Origin of the sequence: Salmonella sp. 32070601201500089SM, assembly GCF_017573605.1 — a bacterium.
GTDB classification, from domain to species: domain Bacteria; phylum Pseudomonadota; class Gammaproteobacteria; order Enterobacterales; family Enterobacteriaceae; genus Salmonella; species Salmonella enterica.
The window spans coordinates 147,053-166,086 of sequence record NZ_JAGETK010000011.1; the positions used below are offsets into that span (position 1 = coordinate 147,053).

General features: G+C 53.4%; 17 protein-coding genes. 5 read left to right on the forward strand and 12 right to left on the reverse strand.

Annotated features, from left to right (window positions below; translation table 11 throughout):
- Positions 1–2: 2 nt before the first annotated feature.
- The 11 genes from mraY to leuO all read right to left on the reverse strand — a co-directional run bounded on the left by mraY (position 3) and on the right by leuO (position 12,831).
- On the reverse strand, positions 3–1,085 hold the full coding sequence (mraY, locus tag J4728_RS17545) for a phospho-N-acetylmuramoyl-pentapeptide-transferase (RefSeq protein ID WP_000964141.1): 1,083 nt from the start codon (positions 1,083–1,085) through the stop codon (positions 3–5).
- Entirely contained in the window at positions 1,079–2,437 is a 1,359-nt protein-coding gene (gene murF / locus J4728_RS17550) for a UDP-N-acetylmuramoyl-tripeptide--D-alanyl-D-alanine ligase (protein ID WP_000626637.1), read from the reverse strand. The genes mraY and murF overlap by 7 nt, the downstream gene beginning before the upstream one ends.
- Positions 2,434–3,921 carry a UDP-N-acetylmuramoyl-L-alanyl-D-glutamate--2,6-diaminopimelate ligase gene (gene murE, locus J4728_RS17555; RefSeq protein ID WP_000775084.1) on the reverse strand — a complete coding sequence of 496 codons (1,488 nt, stop codon included), beginning with the start codon at positions 3,919–3,921 and terminating at the stop codon, positions 2,434–2,436. Before murE ends, murF begins: the two co-directional genes overlap by 4 nt.
- Positions 3,908–5,674 (reverse strand): peptidoglycan glycosyltransferase FtsI, encoded by a 1,767-nt coding sequence (ftsI, locus tag J4728_RS17560; RefSeq protein WP_000642235.1) that lies wholly within the window; start codon positions 5,672–5,674, stop codon positions 3,908–3,910. Before ftsI ends, murE begins: the two co-directional genes overlap by 14 nt.
- A 15-nt stretch (positions 5,675–5,689) precedes the next feature.
- Positions 5,690–6,055 carry a cell division protein FtsL gene (gene ftsL, locus J4728_RS17565; protein ID WP_000625651.1) on the reverse strand — a complete coding sequence of 122 codons (366 nt, stop codon included), beginning with the start codon at positions 6,053–6,055 and terminating at the stop codon, positions 5,690–5,692.
- On the reverse strand, positions 6,052–6,993 hold the full coding sequence (rsmH, locus tag J4728_RS17570; protein WP_000970444.1) for a 16S rRNA (cytosine(1402)-N(4))-methyltransferase RsmH: 942 nt from the start codon (positions 6,991–6,993) through the stop codon (positions 6,052–6,054). Before rsmH ends, ftsL begins: the two co-directional genes overlap by 4 nt.
- Position 6,994: 1 nt before the next feature.
- Positions 6,995–7,453, reverse strand: a complete 459-nt coding sequence (gene mraZ, locus J4728_RS17575) for a division/cell wall cluster transcriptional repressor MraZ (RefSeq protein ID WP_000488294.1) — start codon at positions 7,451–7,453, stop codon at positions 6,995–6,997.
- Between the two features lie 605 nt (positions 7,454–8,058).
- Complete coding sequence (gene cra / locus J4728_RS17580; protein WP_000762406.1) at positions 8,059–9,063, reverse strand: catabolite repressor/activator; 1,005 nt, start codon at positions 9,061–9,063, stop codon at positions 8,059–8,061.
- A 283-nt stretch (positions 9,064–9,346) separates the two neighbouring features.
- The gene (gene ilvN / locus J4728_RS17585) at positions 9,347–9,838 is read right to left on the reverse strand and encodes an acetolactate synthase small subunit (RefSeq protein ID WP_001750262.1); all 492 of its coding nucleotides are present in this window, start codon (positions 9,836–9,838) and stop codon (positions 9,347–9,349) included.
- Between the two features lie 2 nt (positions 9,839–9,840).
- Positions 9,841–11,565 carry an acetolactate synthase 3 large subunit gene (gene ilvI, locus J4728_RS17590; protein ID WP_176208128.1) on the reverse strand — a complete coding sequence of 575 codons (1,725 nt, stop codon included), beginning with the start codon at positions 11,563–11,565 and terminating at the stop codon, positions 9,841–9,843.
- A 321-nt stretch (positions 11,566–11,886) separates the two neighbouring features.
- Positions 11,887–12,831 carry a transcriptional regulator LeuO gene (gene leuO, locus J4728_RS17595; protein WP_208212145.1) on the reverse strand — a complete coding sequence of 315 codons (945 nt, stop codon included), beginning with the start codon at positions 12,829–12,831 and terminating at the stop codon, positions 11,887–11,889.
- A 656-nt stretch (positions 12,832–13,487) separates the two neighbouring features.
- Here leuO and leuL point away from each other — a divergent pair.
- From leuL to leuD, 5 genes are all read left to right on the forward strand, one after another.
- Positions 13,488–13,574 (forward strand): leu operon leader peptide, encoded by an 87-nt coding sequence (leuL, locus tag J4728_RS17600; RefSeq protein WP_001575587.1) that lies wholly within the window; start codon positions 13,488–13,490, stop codon positions 13,572–13,574.
- An 87-nt stretch (positions 13,575–13,661) separates the two neighbouring features.
- Positions 13,662–15,233, forward strand: coding sequence for a 2-isopropylmalate synthase (gene leuA / locus J4728_RS17605; RefSeq protein WP_208212147.1), 1,572 nt, complete (start codon positions 13,662–13,664; stop codon positions 15,231–15,233).
- Positions 15,233–16,324, forward strand: coding sequence for a 3-isopropylmalate dehydrogenase (gene leuB, locus J4728_RS17610; protein ID WP_206225907.1), 1,092 nt, complete (start codon positions 15,233–15,235; stop codon positions 16,322–16,324). Before leuA ends, leuB begins: the two co-directional genes overlap by 1 nt.
- Positions 16,325–16,326: 2 nt before the next feature.
- Positions 16,327–17,727, forward strand: a complete 1,401-nt coding sequence (gene leuC / locus J4728_RS17615) for a 3-isopropylmalate dehydratase large subunit (RefSeq protein WP_208212149.1) — start codon at positions 16,327–16,329, stop codon at positions 17,725–17,727.
- Positions 17,728–17,737: 10 nt separating this feature from the next.
- A complete protein-coding gene (gene leuD, locus J4728_RS17620; protein WP_000818265.1) occupies positions 17,738–18,343 on the forward strand; it encodes a 3-isopropylmalate dehydratase small subunit in 606 nt (201 codons plus the stop codon).
- Positions 18,344–18,396: 53 nt separating this feature from the next.
- Here the strand turns inward: leuD and J4728_RS17625 are convergent, their stop codons facing one another.
- Positions 18,397–18,678 (reverse strand): DUF5339 family protein, encoded by a 282-nt coding sequence (locus tag J4728_RS17625; protein WP_208212151.1) that lies wholly within the window; start codon positions 18,676–18,678, stop codon positions 18,397–18,399.
- Positions 18,679–19,034: the final 356 nt, after the last annotated feature.

Consider the following 19,034-nt stretch of genomic DNA (forward strand, 5'->3'; position numbering starts at 1 on the left):
AATTAACGTACCTTCAGCGTTGCCAGGCCAATCAGCACCAGCATCAGCGAAATAATCCAGAAGCGCACAATCACGCGCGGTTCCGGCCAGCCTTTCAGTTCATAGTGGTGATGGATAGGCGCCATACGGAAAATACGCTGTCCGCGTAGTTTAAAGGAGCCCACCTGCAGGATGACCGACAGAGTTTCCACCACAAAGACGCCGCCCATGATCACCAGCAGAAATTCCTGACGCAGCAGCACGGCGATAATGCCCAACGCACCGCCCAACGCCAGCGATCCGACATCGCCCATAAAAACCTGCGCCGGATAGGTGTTAAACCACAAGAATCCTAATCCCGCGCCGACAATCGCCGTACAGACAATCACCAGCTCGCCCGCATGGCGTAAATACGGAATATGCAGGTAATTGGCGAAGTTCATGTTCCCGGTCGCCCAGGCCACCAGCGCAAAGCCGGCGGCAACGAAAACAGTCGGCATGATCGCCAGGCCATCAAGCCCGTCGGTCAGGTTTACGGCGTTACCCGTACCGACGATAACAAAGTAGGACAGCAGAATGTAAAACAGCCCCAATTGCGGCATAACATCTTTAAAGAACGGCACCACCAGTTGGGTCGCGGGCGTGTCTTTCCCGACGAGATAAAGCGCAAAGGCCACGCCGAGCGCGATAACCGACATCCAGAAATATTTCCAGCGCGCAATCAGCCCTTTGGTATCTTTCCGCACCACTTTGCGGTAGTCATCGACAAAACCGATAATGCCGTAGCCGATCAATACCACCAGCACGCACCAGACGTACGGGTTAGACGGGTAAGCCCATAACAGAACGGAAATCACAATCGACGTCAGGATCATGATGCCGCCCATCGTCGGCGTACCGCGTTTACTGAAGTGCGATTCCGGGCCATCGTTACGTACCACCTGGCCAAAAGAGAGTTTTTGCAGACGAGCGATCATACGCGGGCCCATCCATAAAGAGATGAACAGCGCGGTCAACAGGCTGACGATGGCGCGAAACGTCAGATAAGAAAAGACGTTAAAGCCGGAATAATATTTGACCAAATGCTCGGCCAGCCAAACTAACATGAACCTTTCTCCTGTAACGCATGAACCACATCTTCCATCGCGGCGCTGCGTGATCCTTTCACTAAAATAGTCATCATTGGTTGCTCCTGAAGCAGAGCGTGTAAACGCGCAATGAGCGCGGCTTTATCGGCAAAATGTTCGCCGACGCCGCTGGCGTGGCTGATAGCCTGACTGAGTTTTCCGGTGCTTAACACGCGATCAATACCCGCCGCTTTTGCGGCCTCGCCAACCTGGAGGTGGCACGCTTCGCTTTCTGCGCCCAGCTCGGCCATATCGCCTACCACCAGCACGCGGTATCCGGGCATTTCAGAAAGGACCTGCACTGCGGCGGTCATCGAACCGACGTTGGCGTTATAAGCGTCATCCAGTACCAGTTGGTTTTCACTTAGCTGAATCGGGAACAGACGCCCGGGTACGGCTTTTAACGCCGCCAGCCCTGCTTTAATCGCCGTCAGCGTCGCCCCCACCGCCATTGATAAAGCAGCGGCCGCCAGCGCGTTGGCAATATTGTGCCGCCCCGGCAACGGCAGCAGCACATCAATGCTGCCCATCGGCGTTTGCAGGGTAAATTCGGTACCGTGTGACGTCACGTGGATATTCGCAGCGGTAAAGTCGCTGTTTGCCGCATTCGGCGAAAAGCGCCACACCTGACGATCGCCAATAATGCTTTGCCAGTTCAGCCAGTCATTATTATCGGCATTCATAATCGCGATACCGTTCTCAGGCAAACCGGTATAGATTTCGCCTTTCGCTTTCGCCACGCCGGCCAACGAGCCGAAACCTTCCAGATGCGCCGCCGCCAGGTTATTGACCAGCGCCGCTTCCGGGCGCGTCAGGCTAACGGTCCAGGCGATTTCTCCCTGGTGATTAGCGCCTAACTCGATTACCGCATAGTCATAATCATGGTTTAAGCGCAGCAGCGTTATCGGCACGCCGATGTCGTTGTTAAAATTGCCTGCGGTATACAGAGTATTTCCGCACTGGCTAAGAATCGCGGCGGTCATCTCTTTGACCGAGGTTTTGCCGGACGAACCGGTTAACGCCACCACCCGCGCCGGTACCTGCATACGTACCCAGGCGGCCAGTTGGCCAAATGCCTGACGCGTGTCTTTTACAATCACCTGCGGAAGATCGATATCCAGAGGACGACTGACCAGCAGGGCGCCAGCGCCGTTCGCTTTTGCTTTATCAGCAAAATCATGCGCATCAAAGCGTTCCCCTTTCAGCGCCACGAACAGGCATCCCGGCGTCACTTTCCGTGTGTCGGTAATGACCGTATCGAGCGTGAGATCCGCCCCGCGGTGTTCGGCGCCAAGGACATCGGCAATTTTGCTGAGCGTTACGCTAATCATGCGATCACCCCCAGCAAACGCGCTGCGGTCACGCGGTCTGAATAATCAAGACGCTGCGTGCCGACAATCTGGTAATCCTCGTGCCCTTTACCTGCAATCAGCACGACGTCATTGTCTTTTGCCTGCATAATGGCATTGGTTACCGCCTCAGCGCGGCCTTCCATTACCCTGACCTGCCCGGCGTCCAGCATTCCGGCCAGAATATCGTTGATAATGGCGCGCGGCTCCTCGGTACGCGGGTTATCGTCAGTCACCACGACGATATCCGCGAATTCTTCGGCAATGGCCCCCATGAGTGGGCGCTTACCTTTGTCACGATCCCCGCCACAGCCAAAGACGCACCACAATTTTCCGGCGCAATGCAGGCGCGCCGCCTGCAACGCTTTTTCCAGCGCATCCGGCGTGTGCGCGTAATCCACCACCACCGTCGGTTTGCCTGGCGCAGTGAACACTTCCATACGCCCGCAAACCGGCTGCAAACGCGCGGCGGTTTTCAGCAAATCCGTTAACGGATAGCCCAGCGCCAGCAGCGTCGCCAATGCCAGCAGTAAGTTGCTGACGTTAAACGCGCCCATCAAGCGGCTTTCGATTTCGCCTTCACCCCAGCTTGAAGCAAAACGAATCGTCGCTCCGCGGTCGTGGTACTCCACCGCCTCCGCTTTCAGCCAACGACCGTGACAGTTAGGGTTGATATGCCCTTCCATTGATACCGCGACCGCATCGGGTAGCGACGCCAGCCAGCGGCGTCCAACTTCATCATCGGCGTTGACGATTGCCTGACCATGATGGTGGGTGGAATAAAGCATCCATTTTGCCGCCTCGTAATGCGCCATATCGCCATGATAATCGAGATGGTCGCGGCTCAAATTAGTAAACACGGAGGCGGCAAATTTCAACGCCGCCACGCGATGCTGCACCAGGCCGTGAGAAGAGACTTCCATCGCGCCGAAGGTCGCGCCCTGCGCAACCAGACTGGCCAGCACATGCTGAACATCCACTGCGGAACCGGTTGTGTTCTCCGTTGGGATCACTTTACCCAACAGTCCGTTACCTACCGTTCCCATCACTGCGCTGGTTTCGCCGAGCAACTGGCTCCACTGCGCCAGTAGTTGGGTGGTGGTGGTCTTGCCATTGGTGCCGGTCACCGCCACCAGACGCATGTTTTCAGATGGCTCATGGTAAAAGCGGCCCGCCAGCGCAGATAAACGCTCATTGAGCTGGCTGAGATAGACGACCGGTACGCCGTGCATTTCGCGAATCTCACCGTCGGTCGCCTCGTCTTTCGCCTCTGCAATAATGGCAGCTACGCCTTGCGCTATCGCCTGCGGGATATATCGACGCCCGTCCGCCTGATGACCCACCACTGCCACAAAGAGATCGCCCGCCGCAGCCACACGGCTGTCGAGCGTCATCTCTCGCAGTTCTCGCGCGGGTAGTCCAGCCACCCACGGAGCAAGAAGGTCGCGCAAATTACGATCTGCCACCTGTTCCCTCGCCTTGATTAATTACGAATTCATTTTTTTCGCCCGTTGCCAGCGCGTCCGGTTCGATGTTCATGGTGCGCAGAACGCCGCCCATGATGGCACCAAATACCGGCGCGGAAACGGCGCCGCCGTAGTATTTACCCGCCTGCGGATCGTTGATGACAACCACCAGCGCGAAGCGCGGCTGACTCGCAGGCGCGACGCCTGCGGTGTAAGCAATGTATTTGTTGATGTAGCGACCGTCCGGCCCCACTTTTTTCGCCGTACCGGTTTTAATCGCGATACGGTAGCCTTTAATTGCCGCCTTCACGCCGCCGCCGCCCGGCAGCGCCACGCTTTCCATCATATGCACCACGGTGCGTACGGTGGATTCAGGGAAGATGCGTTCGCCGGGTACAGGCGGATCAACTTTGGTAATCGACAGCGGGCGATAAATGCCATAGCTGCCGATCGTTGCATAGACTCGCGCTAACTGTAACGGCGTTACCATTAGCCCGTAGCCGAAAGAGAAGGTGGCCCTCTCTATGTCGGACCACCGTTGTTTTTGAGGATATAAGCCACTGCGTTCTCCGACCAACCCCAAATTGGTCGCCTTTCCTAGCCCAAAACGTGAGTAAGTATCTACTAACGCTGAGGACGGCATCGCTAACGCCAGTTTGGATACACCGACGTTACTCGACTTCTGTAGAACCCCGGTCAGGGTTAATTCGCTGTAGCGCGCCACGTCTTTAATTTCGTGGCCGTTAATTCGGTATGGAACGGTATTCAACACCGTATTTTCGTTGACGATACCGCGCTGAAGCGCAGTCATCACCACCATCGGCTTAACCGTAGAACCCGGTTCAAACACGTCGGTGATGGTACGGTTACGCATCGCGTCTTTCGGCGTACCGGCAAGGTTGTTGGGGTTATAGGAAGGGCTATTCGCCATCGCCAGTACTTCACCGGTATTGACATCGACCAGCACCGCGCTACCGGACTCCGCCTTGTTAAACGCCACCGCGTTGTTCAGTTCGCGGTAAACCAGCGCCTGTAAGCGTTCATCAATGCTTAACGCCAGGTTGTGCGCTGCCTGACTGTCAGTGGAGGAGATATCCTCAATCACGCGACCATAGCGGTCTTTACGCACGATTCGCTCGCCAGGCTGACCGGTAAGCCACTTATCAAAGCTCTTTTCAACGCCTTCAATCCCCTGACTGTCGACGTTGGTAAAACCGATGAGGTGAGCGGTTACTTCTCCTGACGGGTAGTAGCGGCGTGATTCTTCACGCAAATGAATCCCCGGCAGTTTGAGTTTTTTGATGTAGTCCGCCATGTCAGGATTTACCTGGCGCGCCAGATAAATAAAACGCCCTTTCGGGTTGGCGTTGATACGGGCGGAGAGCTGATCGAGCGGAATATTGAGCGCAGTAGAAAGCGCTTTCCAGCGATCGCCAACGCTGATGCCGCCGGCGTCATGAACTTCTTTCGGGTCGGCCCAGATCGCCTTAACCGGTACGCTGACCGCCAGTGGACGCCCGGAACGGTCGGTAATCATACCGCGTGAGGTGGAGACTTCCTGAACACGCAGCGAACGCATATCACCCTGACGCACCAGCATATCCGGGGCGATAATCTGTAGCCACGCCGCGCGTCCAAGTAAAAAAACCAGCGCCAGTAAAATACAGCCGCACAGCAACGCAAAACGCCAACTGATGAAGTTGGTCTGTTCTTCCTGGCGCTTCGATTTTTGCGTTTTTGCCGCTGCTTTCATGCGTCGCGTTTATCCTTATTTTTGCACTACGATATTTTCTTGGGACGGATCAACATGCTGCATTTGCAGCTTTTCCGTTGCGATCCGCTCTACCCGGCTGTGATCGCCGAGCGCATTTTCTTCAAGGATCAGGTTGCGCCATTCAATGTCCAATGCATCGCGCTCCAGAACCAGTTGTTCACGCTGCGCGGTGAGTAAACGAGTATGGTGCGCCGTCGTGACCACCGTCACCGCCGTTAAAATGATGCAAATGAACAAGCAGAGTGGCAGCTTCCCGAACCGCAAAAGATCGTCACCGATCACGCCAGGCAAGGCATGGCGCTCGTTGCTTCCTATCGATCCCTTCACTTTGCTTAGGGCTTCTGTCACTCTGCTGATCATGCGTTCGTCCTCTCTGCGATACGCAGAACTGAACTACGGGCCCGAGGATTTTCAGCTACCTCTTTTTCACCCGGCATCAACTTGCCTAACGCTCGTAACTCACGACCGCCCAGTTTTTTGAGCTGCGCTTCCGTCATCGGTAATCCCGCCGGCACCTGCGGACCGCGGCTTTGCTCACGCATAAAGCGTTTCACAATACGGTCTTCCAGCGAGTGGAAACTGATGATTGAAAGCCGCCCGCCTGGGGCCAGTACGCTGAGCGAGCTTTTTAGCGCCTGCTCTATCTCCTCCAGTTCACTGTTTACCCAGATGCGCACCGCCTGGAAGGTACGGGTCGCGGGATGTTTGAATTTGTCTTTTACCGGGGTCGCCGCCGCAACCACCTCCGCCAGCTCTTTGGTGCGGGTCATCGGCTGTTCGCGATTGCGCTCAACAATGGCGCGAGCAATACGTTTGGCAAAACGCTCCTCGCCGAATGTTTTCAGCACCCAGGCGATATCCGCCTCCTCCGCCGTTTGTAACCACTCGGCGGCAGACTGGCCGCGCGTCGGGTCCATTCGCATATCCAGCGGACCGTCGCGCATAAATGAAAAACCGCGCTCCGCATCGTCAAGCTGCGGAGAAGAGACGCCAAGATCGAGAAGGATCCCGTCAATCTTGCCGGTAAGCTCGCGCTCGGCTACATAATCAGCCAGCGCGGAAAAAGGTCCATGAATGATGGAGAAGCGAGGATCATTAATGGTCTGCGCAACGGCGATCGCCTGCGGATCGCGATCGATCGCCAGCAAGCGCCCCTCTTCGCCCAGTTGCGAGAGGATCAGGCGCGAGTGGCCGCCGCGACCAAATGTGCCATCAATATAGATACCATCCGGACGAATATTCAGCCCATTAACGGCTTCATCCAACAGTACCGTAGTGTGTTTAAAATTTTCCATCATCTTATAGAGACAAGTCCTGCAGCCGCTCCGATAACGTTTCGGTAGCTGACTGTTCAGCGTCGATATCTTCCTTGACCTGTTGATACCAGGTCGTTTCATCCCACAGCTCAAATTTGTTGAACTGTCCAACCAGCATCACTTCTTTCGTCAGTCCGGCATGTTGCCGCAGAACTGGCGCGATCAGTAATCGACCTGCACCATCCATCTGACATTCGCTGGCATGGCCCAACAGTAAACGCTGTACGCGACGTTCTACCGGGTTCATGCTCGACAGACGAGATAACTTTTGCTCAATAATTTCCCATTCAGGCAGGGGGTAAAGCAGCAGGCATGGGTGATGGATGTCAATGGTACATACCATTTGACCGGTAGCGCTCTCGATCAGTTGCTCCCGATAACGGGTCGGCACGGTCAGGCGCCCTTTACTGTCGAGATTGACTAACGTTGCCCCCCGGAACATGCCAGTCTCACCCCTTCTTACCACTTTATCCCACAAATTCCCACTCGAAGGAGTTTACGGAGCGGAGGAAAAGCTTGTCAAGCAAGTCACAACGCTTACCTAAGTAAAAAAGCCAATGTTTACGGCGAATATCTGCGTTGATTAATTTCCGCCCAGCGTGCAAGCCAAATTAACGTTATGAATATTTGTAAGAAAAAAACCAAAGGCCCACCGCCGTTTAAAACGGACTCAATATAATCCGAGAAAAATATAAAGTGTCAGTTTGCGACGCGAGCGGCATTTTAGGACATATTGCACCGTGTTAACAGTGCCTGTTTAACGTGTGCGGTGCCTGCTATACCAGCGCCTACGAGCGACTGTCGCGCCAAAGACAAAAAGTGGCTGTTAATTCGACGATTTCTTGCCTGCTTGTAACAAAACAAGACAAAGGAAAAGACTCGTTACGTCTTAATTAGTGGAATATGGACGATTTCGGACAAAAGAAAGGTAATAAAAAAGAATTTTCGGATAATTTTAAGGAATAATCTTAATTATTTAAGGGATATTTTTACTGATACGCATTTGTTTGACGGCGGCAGAAGAGAGAGTCTTTTACCGCCGGTCCTTTAGCTACGGCTCAGAATGCCGCGACGATACAGGTTTCGCCGAATACGCGTTAAGCCGGGTTTCGGTTTACGCGGTTCATCAAGACTTGCCAGCACAATCTCCAGCACGCGTTCCGCGACATCACGATGACGCTGCGCCACCGCCAGTACCGGGCATTGCAGAAAATCCAGCAGCTCATGATCGCCGAAGGTCGCAATCGCTAAATCCGAAGGCAGTTTTCCATCGCGCCGCAGCGTTACGTCCATCACGCCCTGTAATAGCGCGAACGATGTCGTAAAGAGCGCCTGCGGCATAGGATGCGTTTCCAGCCATTTCTCAAACAGCTGCGCGGCGGCTTCGCGCTCATAGCTGTTGGCATATAAGAAATTCACCTCCCGCGGATCGTCTTTCCATGCGGTGCGGAAACCCTGCTCGCGCAGGAAACTGACGGACAACTCCGGCAGCGCGCCCAAATAAAGCACCGTTTCTGCCGGGAATTTACGCAGCTCTTCCGCCAACATCTCGGCATCATCCTGATCGGCGCCGACCACGCTGGTGAAATGTTCGCGATCCAGCGCGCGGTCGAGCGCGACGATGGGGAACGGATCGTTGGCCCAGCGCTGATAGAAGGGATGCTCCGGCGGTAACGAAGTTGAAACAATGATTGCATCCACCTGGCGTTGCAAAAGGTGCTCAATGCAGCGCATTTCGTTATCCGGCTGATCTTCAGAACAGGCGATCAGCAGTTGGTAGCCACGCTGGCGTGCCTGGCGCTCAAGATAGTTTGCGATACGGGTGTAGCTCGTGTTTTCAAGGTCCGGGATCACCAGACCAATGGAACGTGTGCGTCCAGCACGCAGCCCGGCAGCCACAGCGTTAGGATGGTAATTGTGCTCACGCACTACCGCCATGACTTTTTCTACGGTTTTGTCGCTCACGCGGTATTGCTTTGCTTTACCGTTTATAACGTAGCTTGCAGTTGTGCGCGAGACACCGGCCAGCCGAGCGATTTCATCCAGTTTCACAATTGCCCCTTGTGTAAATTGTACAAACCATAACCTTTATGTCGGCATGGGTTAAAATCGTTAACATCTAAGCGCAGTTTGATCACTCCGGCAACCGCTTTTATTCCGGGTTACCACGGATTTCGCAAAAAAAAGCCCAACCGGTGATATTGGGTTGGGCGATAATTCCTGTTGGCTGATATCCGGCAAACCTGCCTGATGGCGCTACGCTTATCGGACCTGGGCCAGATATCAGCCTGTAGACCGGATAAAACGCAAGCGCGTCGTCATCCGGCGAATCTGCTCAGCGCATAACCTTATCGCCGCGCGAAAGCCCGACGACGCCTGAACGCGCCACTTCAACAATTTTCGCCACATCGCGCAGCGAGGCCAGAAAAGCATCCAGTTTATCGCTGGTGCCCGCCAGTTGAACGGTATACAACGTTGGCGTAACGTCAATAATCTGACCACGGAAAATTTCCGTATTACGCTTCACCTCTTCCCGTCCGTAGCCGCTGGCCTGGATTTTCACCAGCATGATTTCCCGCTCAACGTGCGCTCCCTGTCCCAGCTCGCTGACGCGCAGCACATCAACCAGCTTGTGCAGTTGCTTTTCAATTTGCTCAAGCACTTTTTCATCGCCTACCGTCTGGATAGTCATGCGCGACAACGTCGGATCGTCTGTCGGCGCGACGGTCAGGCTTTCAATATTATATCCGCGTTGCGAAAAGAGGCCGATAACCCGCGATAACGCCCCAGATTCGTTTTCCAGTAATACCGATAAAATCCGGCGCATCATCAGGTCCTCTCCGTTTTGCTTAACCACATTTCGTCCATCCCGCCCCCGCGAATCTGCATCGGATAGACATGCTCGCTGCCATCAACGGTGACATCGACGAACACCAGTCGGTTATTACGCACATGCTCAAGGGCTTCGCTGAGTTTACTTTCCAGCTCATCCGGGTGGTTAATCTGCAGCCCGACATGGCCATATGCTTCCGCCAGGCGCACAAAATCCGGTAACGACTGCATATAAGACTGAGAATGGCGACCGGAATAGATCATATCCTGCCACTGTTTTACCATCCCCAGATAACGGTTGTTCAGGTTCAGAACCAGTACCGGCAGTTCATACTGTAAGGCTGTCGACAGCTCCTGAATGTTCATCTGTATACTGCCATCGCCGGTCACGCAGACCACCATTTCTTTCGGCAGGGCCATTTTAACGCCCAGCGCAGCCGGTAGGCCAAAACCCATCGTGCCGAGCCCGCCGGAATTAATCCAGCGACGTGGTTTATCGAACGGGTAATAGAGAGCAGCAAACATCTGGTGTTGTCCTACATCGGACGTCACGTACGCGTCGCCCTTCGTCAGACGCCAGAGGGTTTCAATCACCGCCTGGGGTTTAATGCTTTCGCTTTCCGCGTCATATTTCAGGCACTGACGGGCGCGCCAGATCTCTATCTGCTGCCACCAGTCGCGAATATCATCCTGCGGCTGAGACGGCGCATCCTGCGCCAGTAGCTCCAGCATTTGTTCCAGTACCAGGCGGGCATCGCCCACCACCGGGATATCAGCGTTAACCGTTTTGGATATGGACGTCGGGTCAATGTCGATGTGTAATACCGTCGCGTTCGGACAATATTTAGCGAGATTATTCGTCGTGCGGTCGTCAAATCGTACGCCAACAGCGAAAATCACGTCGGCGTTATGCATGGTCATATTGGCTTCATAAGTGCCATGCATTCCCAGCATTCCTAACGACTGGCGATGAGTAGCAGGAAACGCGCCCAGTCCCATTAATGAAGAGACCACCGGCAGGTTAAAGGTTTCAATGATGTGGCGCAACGGCGCATAGCAGGCCGCGCTTATCGCCCCTCCCCCAACGTAGACCACCGGCTTTTTTGCCGACGCCAGCGTTTGCAAGGCACGCTTAATTTGTCCTTTATGTCCTGATGTTGTGGGATTGTAAGAGCGCATACTGACCGTCTCCGGCCAGGCATACGGCATTTTTTTCGCCGGATTCAAAATATCTTTCGGCAAATCCACGACCACCGGCCCAGGACGTCCGCTTGCCGCCAGCCAGAAGGCCTTTTTAAGCACCAGGGGAATATCTTCCGTCTGTTTGACCAGGAAGCTATGTTTGACCACCGGTCGGGAAATCCCCACCATGTCGCACTCCTGAAAGGCATCATAGCCAATCAATGAGGTGGCGACCTGGCCGGAAAGAATCACCAGCGGAATGGAATCCATATAGGCCGTAGCAATCCCGGTAATCGCATTGGTCGCTCCCGGTCCGGAAGTCACCAGCACCACGCCAACGTCGCCAGTGGCTCGCGCCAGGCCATCCGCCATATGCACCGCGGCCTGCTCATGACGCACCAGCACATGATCGATCCCTCCAACGGTATGTAGCGCATCATAAATATCAAGCACTGCGCCTCCAGGATAGCCGAACACCTGCTTTACGCCTTGATCGATAAGCGATCGGACGACCATCTCGGCTCCAGACAACATCTCCACGGCTTGCCTCCACTTTATACCTGTCATCACGGTTTGACGGACACCTTAACCGCTCGCTATCACGCCTGGCAATTGGGTGGAATGACGTAAAGATGGGGAAGGTTAGAATAATCAGGAGGCAAGAAGAGAAGAAATGGAGAAATACTCCGTCTGAATCACACCAGGTAATAAATAATCGCTTATAAATGCAGACTTACAGCAATTCATCTATTTTTCACAACGACGAAAAGAATCGCTCACCGTTAAATCAGCATAAAATTTTTGATATACGCAAAAAAGCAGAATAAACCAGAATTTGTTTCTGATTTATTCTGCCCGGTTTTATCGCTTACAAACAGAAACTAATAAATCTTCCATCCATTGGTGCCCTTTATCACGCCCAGCCGCTTCATGCCAGGAAAGGTAGCATGTCCGGCTATTCAGTTTTAAAGGCAACGGCAATATTTGCAGATCCAGCGACTCCGCAAACTCTTCCGCCAGCCAGCGCGGAGCAATAGCGACCAAATGCGTCTGCGAAACCACGTTCAGAAAGCTGATAAGCGCCATGCCCTGATAAGCCACGCTCGACTGTTTATCCGGCGTGTCATACCACGGCTGACTAAATGACGCATAACGATCGAGAGAAACAACCGCATGTTGTTCATTATAAACATCGCCTTCCAGTAGCGGGCCGCTAATACGCGGGTGTTTTCGGCTGGCGACTAAAACCATTTCATCTTTAAATAGCGGTACGCTGGTAAACTCAGGACGACGGAATTCTTCATAACTAATAACGAACTCGGTTTCCTGATAGCGTAGCTGATGCTCAGTATTCTGATTCAACGACGCTTTAAAAACGACATGAATATTTGGCGCAATTTTTTCTACACGATTATAAATCTGTGACGTCAGGATATTATCCAGCGGACTGCACACGCAAAGATTGAATACACGTTCGCTGCTGGTCGGCTCAAACCCCGATCCCGGCAATTCATTTTGTACCAATTGCAACGCCTGACGGACTGAACCAAATAACTGAAATGCACGGGCAGTCGGCTGAATTCCTCGTCCATATCGAACAAAAAGTTCGTCATTAAACATAACCTTCAGACGCGCTACGGCGTTACTGACCGCAGGCTGCGACATTCCCAGCGTGTGGGCGGCGCGCGTAATATTCTGCTCTTGCATTACCGCATCGAACACGGTCAATAGGTTCAAATCAACCATGCGAAGCTGTGGTTTGCCCATATCTAAAAGATGCGGCTTTTCGGTTTTGACCTCTGGCATATTTAACTCCACTGTCACGCTTAACTCCCTTTTTCTGGCTGAAGGCAGAAATAATTCCTGAAAATATGATTTACCATGCATATAAAATAAGAAAAAGGGAAAGCGTTAAAATTCGGAAAACATAAAGACGCTGACAGAGACAAATAGAATGCCAGCGCAAGCGTAATGTGTCCTGAGTCACACCATTGCGATTCATAATGTTTAAATTACGCAAGCAATATAACCATAACTATGGCGAATACACAATCATACACCAAGTGAATGATCATTTAAGTTTCAATTAAATGTTTATATTATTAATAGCTAAAAAGTTAACATTAATTTATCAATAACTTTATCCTTATCCATTAAGCAAACAAGGTTATTTGTTAAAATATAAAACAAATCAAAAAGATAAACCAAACCTTTAGCATACCTTTAACAGGCCATTCCCCTAACCAATTTGCAAACAAAAATGCCTAAATATTTCAAACAATGAAAAGTATGAATATCCACTCGTTCTTTTATCCTTTATTGGACGCGCAGCCCAGCACAATTAGCTAAAGTACGTATCCGGATATCGTCAACAAAATGCAATGGCGACAGAAAATAGAGTTGACATTAAACGGCATATCCAGTACCACTAAAAGCATAACGCATTCGCTGGAGCTGAATTAATGTCACATATCGTTCGTTTCACTGGGCTACTACTACTCAACGCATTTATTGTGCGCGGTAGACCGGTGGGCGGCATTCAACATTAAGTCAGCTCGAAGTCAAACAAAACCCGCGCCGTTGCGCGGGTTTTTTTATGCCTGACGCAAGGCGCCCCTGGAGACAAGGACCACATCATGAGCCAGCAAGTCATTATTTTTGATACGACCTTACGCGACGGCGAACAAGCGTTACAGGCCAGCCTGAGCGCGAAAGAGAAGCTGCAGATTGCCCTGGCCCTTGAGCGCATGGGTGTCGATGTCATGGAAGTGGGCTTCCCGGTCTCTTCTCCGGGTGATTTTGAATCCGTCCAAACCATCGCCCGCACCATCAAAAACAGTCGCGTTTGCGCCCTGGCGCGTTGTGTAGAAAAAGACATCGACGTCGCGGCACAGGCGCTGAAGGTCGCCGACGCGTTTCGCATCCATACTTTTATCGCCACCTCGCCAATGCACATCGCCACCAAGCTGCGCAGCACGCTGGATGAGGTCATCGAACGCTCGGTATACATGGTTAAGCGGGCGCGTAATTACACTGATGACGTAGAGTTCTCCTGCGAAGATGCTGGCCGGACGCCTGTTGACGATCTGGCGCGCGTGGTGGAAGCCGCTATAAACGCCGGCGCGAGAACCATTAATATTCCCGATACCGTGGGCTATACCATGCCGTTTGAGTTCGCGGGAATCATTTCCGGCCTGTATGAACGTGTCCCCAATATCGACAAAGCTATCATCTCCGTTCATACCCACGACGATTTAGGGATAGCAGTAGGCAACTCGCTGGCGGCAGTACACGCGGGCGCGCGTCAGGTTGAAGGCGCGATGAACGGTATCGGAGAACGTGCCGGTAACTGCGCACTGGAAGAAGTGATCATGGCGATTAAAGTGCGCAAAGACATCATGAACGTACACACCAACATCAATCACCACGAAATCTGGCGCACCAGCCAGACCGTCAGCCAGATCTGTAACATGCCGATCCCGGCCAACAAAGCGATTGTCGGCAGCGGCGCTTTCGCCCACTCTTCCGGCATCCACCAGGATGGCGTCCTCAAGAACCGCGAAAACTATGAAATCATGACGCCAGAGTCCATCGGTCTGAACCAGATACAGCTGAACCTGACCTCCCGCTCTGGCCGTGCCGCCGTGAAACATCACATGGAAGAGATGGGTTACAAGGACACAGACTACAACATGGACCACCTGTACGACGCGTTCCTGAAGCTGGCGGACAAAAAAGGCCAGGTGTTCGACTATGACCTGGAAGCGCTGGCGTTTATTAATAAACAGCAAGAAGAACCAGAGCATTTCCGTCTGGATTACTTCAGCGTGCAGTCCGGCTCCAGCGATATCGCCACCGCTTCCGTGAAGCTGGCCTGTGGTGAAGAGATCAAGGCCGAGGCGGCGAACGGCAACGGCCCGGTCGACGCCATCTATCAGGCGATTAACCGCATCACTGGCTACGACGTTGAGTTGGTTAAATACGACCTGAACGCCAAAGGCCAGGGCAAAGACGCGCTGGGTCAGGTCGATATCGTCGTGAACCATCATGGTCGCCGCTTCCACGGCGTCGGGCTGGCGACGGATATCGTCGAATCCTCCGCCAAAGCGATGGTGCACGTACTGAACAATATCTGGCGCGCCGCCGAAGTTGAAAAAGAATTGCAACGCAAAGCTCAAAATAAAGAGAACAACAAGGAAACCGTGTAATGTCGAAGAACTATCATATTGCCGTACTGCCGGGCGACGGTATCGGCCCGGAAGTCATGGCGCAAGCCCTGAAAGTTATGGATGCGGTACGCAGCCGTTTTGATATGCGTATAACCACCAGCCACTATGACGTCGGCGGTATTGCTATCGACAATCATGGTCATCCACTGCCGAAAGCCACCGTTGAAGGGTGCGAGCAGGCGGATGCCATTCTGTTTGGCTCCGTCGGCGGCCCGAAATGGGAAAATTTGCCCCCGGAAAGCCAGCCAGAGCGCGGCGCCCTGCTGCCGCTGCGCAAACATTTCAAATTATTCAGTAACCTGCGTCCGGCGAAACTGTATCAGGGGCTGGAAGCATTTTGCCCGTTGCGCGCCGATATCGCCGCTAACGGTTTCGATATCCTGTGCGTGCGCGAGCTGACCGGCGGGATCTATTTCGGACAGCCAAAAGGCCGTGAAGGCAGCGGTCAGTACGAAAAAGCCTTTGATACCGAAGTTTATCACCGCTTTGAGATCGAGCGCATTGCCCGTATCGCCTTTGAATCGGCGCGTAAACGCCGCCGTAAAGTCACCTCTATTGATAAAGCCAACGTACTGCAAAGCTCTATCCTGTGGCGTGAAATCGTCAATGATGTCGCGAAAACGTATCCCGATGTGGAACTCGCGCACATGTATATCGATAACGCCACCATGCAGTTGATTAAAGACCCGTCGCAGTTTGACGTACTGCTGTGCTCTAACCTGTTCGGCGACATTCTGTCCGACGAATGCGCCATGATCACCGGCTCAATGGGGATGTTGCCCTCCGCCAGCCTGAACGAGCAAGGATTTGGCCTGTATGAACCGGCTGGCGGCTCCGCGCCGGATATCGCCGGGAAAAATATCGCCAATCCAATTGCGCAGATCCTGTCGCTGGCGCTGCTGCTGCGCTACAGCCTGGATGCCAACGATGCGGCAACGGCCATTGAACAGGCGATCAATCGCGCATTAGAAGAGGGCGTTCGCACCGGCGATTTAGCCAGGGGCGCTGTCGCAGTCAGTACCGATGAGATGGGCGATATTATCGCCCGCTATGTCGCAGAAGGGGTGTAATCATGGCCAAAACGTTATACGAAAAATTATTTGATGCCCACGTGGTCTTTGAGGCGCCAAACGAAACGCCGCTGCTGTACATCGATCGCCACCTGGTGCATGAAGTCACCTCTCCGCAGGCGTTTGACGGTCTGCGCGCGCACCATCGTCCGGTACGTCAGCCAGGGAAAACCTTCGCCACGATGGATCACAACGTCTCGACGCAGACTAAAGACATTAATGCCTCCGGTGAAATGGCGCGTATCCAGATGCAGGAGCTGATTAAGAACTGTAACGAGTTCGGCGTCGAGCTGTATGACCTGAATCACCCATATCAGGGCATCGTCCATGTGATGGGGCCGGAACAGGGCGTCACCCTGCCGGGCATGACCATCGTCTGCGGCGACTCCCACACCGCCACCCACGGCGCGTTTGGCGCGCTGGCCTTCGGCATCGGCACTTCTGAGGTAGAACATGTACTGGCGACGCAAACCCTGAAACAGGGGCGCGCTAAAACCATGAAGATTGAAGTCACGGGCAGCGCCGCGCCGGGCATTACCGCCAAAGACATCGTGCTGGCGATCATCGGTAAAACCGGTAGCGCCGGCGGCACCGGACACGTGGTTGAATTTTGCGGCGACGCTATCCGCGCGCTGAGTATGGAAGGCCGCATGACGCTGTGCAATATGGCGATTGAGATGGGCGCCAAAGCCGGTCTGGTCGCCTCGGATGAAACCACTTTCAACTACGTAAAAGGGCGTTTGCACGCGCCGAAGGGCCGCGATTTTGACGAAGCCGTCGAGTACTGGAAAACGCTGAAAACCGATGACGGCGCGACCTTTGATACTGTCGTCACCCTGCGAGCAGAAGAGATCGCGCCGCAGGTGACCTGGGGCACGAATCCGGGCCAGGTGATTTCCGTCACCGACATCATCCCCGATCCCGCCTCCTTTAGCGATCCGGTTGAGCGCGCCAGCGCCGAAAAAGCGCTGGCTTATATGGGCTTACAGCCGGGCGTACCGTTAACGGATGTTGCTATCGATAAAGTCTTTATCGGCTCTTGTACCAATTCGCGCATTGAAGATTTGCGCGCGGCGGCGGAAGTCGCCAAAGGGCGCAAAGTTGCGCCGGGCGTGCAGGCGCTGGTGGTGCCGGGTTCAGGTCCGGTGAAAGCGCAGGCGGAAGCGGAAGGTCTGGACAAGATCTTTATCGAAGCAGGATTTGAATGGCGCTTACCAGGCTGTTCCATGTGCCTGGCCATGAATAATGACCGCCTGAACCCGGGCGAGCGCTGCGCCTCCACCAGCAACCGTAACTTTGAAGGCCGTCAGGGCCGCGGGGGTCGCACTCACCTGGTTAGCCCGGCGATGGCCGCCGCTGCCGCCGTTACCGGCCACTTCGCCGACATTCGCAGCATCAAATAAGGAAACTACCATGGCAGAGAAATTTACCCAGCATACCGGCCTGGTTGTCCCACTGGATGCCGCCAACGTCGATACCGATGCAATTATCCCTAAACAGTTTTTGCAGAAGGTTACGCGCACCGGTTTTGGCGCCCATCTGTTTAACGACTGGCGCTTCCTGGACGAAAAGGGCCAACAGCCAAATCCGGAATTCGTGTTGAACTTTCCGGAATATCAAGGCGCGTCGATATTGCTGGCGCGGGAAAACTTTGGCTGCGGCTCGTCACGCGAGCACGCGCCGTGGGCGCTGACCGACTACGGCTTTAAAGTGGTGATCGCGCCAAGCTTCGCCGACATCTTCTACGGCAACAGTTTCAATAACCAACTGCTGCCGGTAACCCTGAGCGACGCACAGGTCGATGAGCTGTTTGCTCTGGTGAAAGCCAATCCGGGGATTCATTTTGAAGTGGATCTGGAAGCACAGGTGGTGAAAGCAGGCGATAAAACCTATAGCTTTAAAATCGACGACTTCCGCCGCCACTGCATGTTGAACGGTCTGGACAGCATTGGGCTGACGCTGCAGCACGAAGACGCGATTGCCGAGTACGAAGACAAGCAGCCTGAGTTTATGCGTTGATACCAAAACGACCAGCAATAAGCGATACTCATCGCTTATTGCTGGTATCTATCTTATTTTAATCCCAGATCCTGTTTAATCTGAACCATTGACGCCAGAGCCTGCTTACACGCAGCATCCTGGTCAGATGCAGCTACAGTTTCCAACTGTTTTTTTGACGCTTCGAGTTGAGGCTTCATCGCGTCAAATTGCTGTTTTGCCTGTTCACTCGTTGCTGCAGCCTGCTCAACCAGGGCATCAATATCATTAAAATATTGCTGACAACTTTCAGCCATTGCCGCGAAAGAGGAGTTGGACATAGCAAAAAGCGCTGCAAGCAAAAAAACCTTTTTCATTATCATTCCTTTGTACTAAACACGTTAAAGCACCATGCGATAACGCGTATAAGATTAGCGATGATAAAAATAAAAAAAAGTCTGTTTCAGTACCATGCAAAATGGCGCTTGTCACGCAACATTACACGTCTTTTACTCGCCCGCTCACCACCTGCGTGACCACAGAGACCGCCGTATAAATCCCGTTGAGACGCCGTCCCATCGTCGTCATCCAGAAACAGCCGAAATAAAATAAATATCCTCCGGCATAGCCGGAGGTTTTTCTGATGCGCCTGTAAGGCTTTCTTACCAGCCGCGCCCTAACAGGCGCATACGATCTGACATTTGCATCAAACTTCGTTACTTACGGCCCGTAA

What these genes read in the sequence shown, in the direction of transcription:
- J4728_RS17625 (WP_208212151.1), bottom strand. Translation starts at nt 18,678, where the DNA reads ATGAAAAAGGTTTTTTTGCTTGCAGCGCTTTTTGCTATGTCCAACTCC.
- mraZ (WP_000488294.1), bottom strand. Translation starts at nt 7,453, where the DNA reads ATGTTCCGGGGGGCAACGTTAGTCAATCTCGACAGTAAAGGGCGCCTG.
- ilvN (WP_001750262.1), bottom strand. Translation starts at nt 9,838, where the DNA reads ATGCGCCGGATTTTATCGGTATTACTGGAAAACGAATCTGGGGCGTTA.
- ftsI (WP_000642235.1), bottom strand. Translation starts at nt 5,674, where the DNA reads ATGAAAGCAGCGGCAAAAACGCAAAAATCGAAGCGCCAGGAAGAACAG.
- rsmH (WP_000970444.1), bottom strand. Translation starts at nt 6,993, where the DNA reads ATGATGGAAAATTTTAAACACACTACGGTACTGTTGGATGAAGCCGTT.
- murF (WP_000626637.1), bottom strand. Translation starts at nt 2,437, where the DNA reads ATGATTAGCGTAACGCTCAGCAAAATTGCCGATGTCCTTGGCGCCGAA.
- ftsL (WP_000625651.1), bottom strand. Translation starts at nt 6,055, where the DNA reads ATGATCAGCAGAGTGACAGAAGCCCTAAGCAAAGTGAAGGGATCGATA.
- leuA (WP_208212147.1), top strand. Translation starts at nt 13,662, where the DNA reads ATGAGCCAGCAAGTCATTATTTTTGATACGACCTTACGCGACGGCGAA.
- leuC (WP_208212149.1), top strand. Translation starts at nt 16,327, where the DNA reads ATGGCCAAAACGTTATACGAAAAATTATTTGATGCCCACGTGGTCTTT.
- leuB (WP_206225907.1), top strand. Translation starts at nt 15,233, where the DNA reads ATGTCGAAGAACTATCATATTGCCGTACTGCCGGGCGACGGTATCGGC.
- leuL (WP_001575587.1), top strand. Translation starts at nt 13,488, where the DNA reads ATGTCACATATCGTTCGTTTCACTGGGCTACTACTACTCAACGCATTT.
- leuD (WP_000818265.1), top strand. Translation starts at nt 17,738, where the DNA reads ATGGCAGAGAAATTTACCCAGCATACCGGCCTGGTTGTCCCACTGGAT.
- leuO (WP_208212145.1), bottom strand. Translation starts at nt 12,831, where the DNA reads ATGCCAGAGGTCAAAACCGAAAAGCCGCATCTTTTAGATATGGGCAAA.
- mraY (WP_000964141.1), bottom strand. Translation starts at nt 1,085, where the DNA reads ATGTTAGTTTGGCTGGCCGAGCATTTGGTCAAATATTATTCCGGCTTT.